General features: G+C 69.2%; 2 protein-coding genes. Both read left to right on the top strand.

Annotated features, from left to right (window positions below):
* On the top strand, positions 1-618 hold a 618-nt coding region (locus Q0L15_RS20570; RefSeq protein WP_296606543.1), incomplete at its 5' end, for a hypothetical protein.
* 159 nt (positions 619-777) lie between these two features.
* Complete coding sequence (locus Q0L15_RS20565) at positions 778-1512, top strand: ANTAR domain-containing protein (protein WP_296606541.1); 735 nt, start codon at positions 778-780, stop codon at positions 1510-1512.
* Positions 1513-1608 lie beyond the last annotated feature (96 nt).

Below are 1608 nucleotides of genomic sequence, written 5' to 3'. Positions count from 1 at the left end.
CGACTGCTCGACGCCGGTCTGGTCAACGGCAGTCCCGTGGCCCTCGTGGAGGAGCGGTACGACGAGGGGCAGCCGGAGCGTGCCGCTGAGGCGCTGGTGCAGATCGACCTCGAGGACCTGACCCGGTTGACGGTGGCACCTCCGCGGCCGGCGTGGGAATCCGGCCATCTGGCTGCCCGTCTCCTGCCCGATGGCGACATCATCGCTCTCGCTCAGCAGGGAGTGCAGGTGCGCCTCGTGAGGTGGTCGTCGAAGGACTGGCGCCGGGCCTGGAGTGTGAAGGTCGCGGAGGATCGTGCCGTCAGCCTGGTTGCCTCGGACGCATCGGTGGCCGTGGTGCTGCAGACGTTCGACAGGCGACGCGGGTTCGCGCCGACGCTGACGATCACCCAGTACGACCCCGCCACCGGAGAACCCGAAGACTCGACGGTCGTCGAGGTCGTCGACCCCCACAGTGCCATCGACACGGGGCTGTTCTGTGACGACTGGCTGGCCGCGTCGGCGCTCGCGTGCGGACGAAGCGGAGGAGTGCCGATCGCAGTGGCCGATGACGGCTCGTTCGCCGAGCTCGTCGGCGGCCCGCCCGGCGCGGTGCCTTCCGTGATCCGGGAACCCTGACCAGAAGGGTTCTTCTCAAACACCTGTTCGGACCGCACGGCCCGCTCGTGCGCGGTCCGGCACGACGCCCCCGGGGCCGACCGACGTCTTCGTCGCCCGCGGTCTCGCCCGGGACCGACCCCGGGCCCGGGTCTCGACGCTGGACGTAGAGTCCTTCTGGTGGACCTGAACGAGCTGCACCCCGACGCGGTGTTCCGGGCTCTGCCTCGTCCGACGGTGCTGCTCGACACGGACTTCGTCATCCGGGCGGCGAACGACGCCTACCTCGCGGCGACGGCCCGGTCGACCGACGAGCTGGTCGACGTCCCCATGTTCGACGCCTTCCCCGACAACCCCGACGACTCCGGCGCGGACGGGGTGGCGAACCTGAACCGCTCCCTGGAGCAGGTGGCCCGCTCAAGACACCCGCACAACATGCTCGTGCAGCGCTACGACATCCTCGACTCGGTCGACGGACGCTGGATGCTGCGGTACTGGAGCCCGCTGAACATCCCGGTCCTCGACGACGGCCGCGTGGTGGGACTGCTGCACCAGGTCGAGGACATCACCCCGCTCGAGAAAGACCTGCGTCGGGCGATGGAGGGGTACCGCGACATCGTGCAGGAAGGTCCGCTCACCGATGGCGACGCCCGCCGGTTCGCCGACGCGGCACGGGCGTTCGCCAGGTCGGCCACCGACTACCAGGTGATGGCCGAGGAGATCATGAACCTGCGGCGCGCCCTGACCTCGCGGGCCACGATCGACCAGGCCAAGGGCATCGTCATGGCCGAGCGCAGGTGCACTCCCGAGGCGGCGTTCGAGGTGCTGGCGGCCCTGTCGCAGGACACCAACGTCAAGTTGATCGACGTCGCCGCGGCGCTGGTCTACAAGGCCCAAGGACCGGCACCCGAGTAGGTCCCCTGCTGAGCTCCGCGCGGGGTACGGAGTGCATCGCGAAACCCTTGTGTTCGAACATGTGTTCGGTTATGATGGAGTATGGCTCGGGCCACC

The sequence above is a fragment of the Nocardioides sp. genome, assembly GCF_024509035.1.
Taxonomy (GTDB): domain Bacteria; phylum Actinomycetota; class Actinomycetes; order Propionibacteriales; family Nocardioidaceae; genus Nocardioides.
Note: the sequence above shows the minus strand (reverse complement) of the source record. Positions and strands in the feature narration are given on the sequence as shown.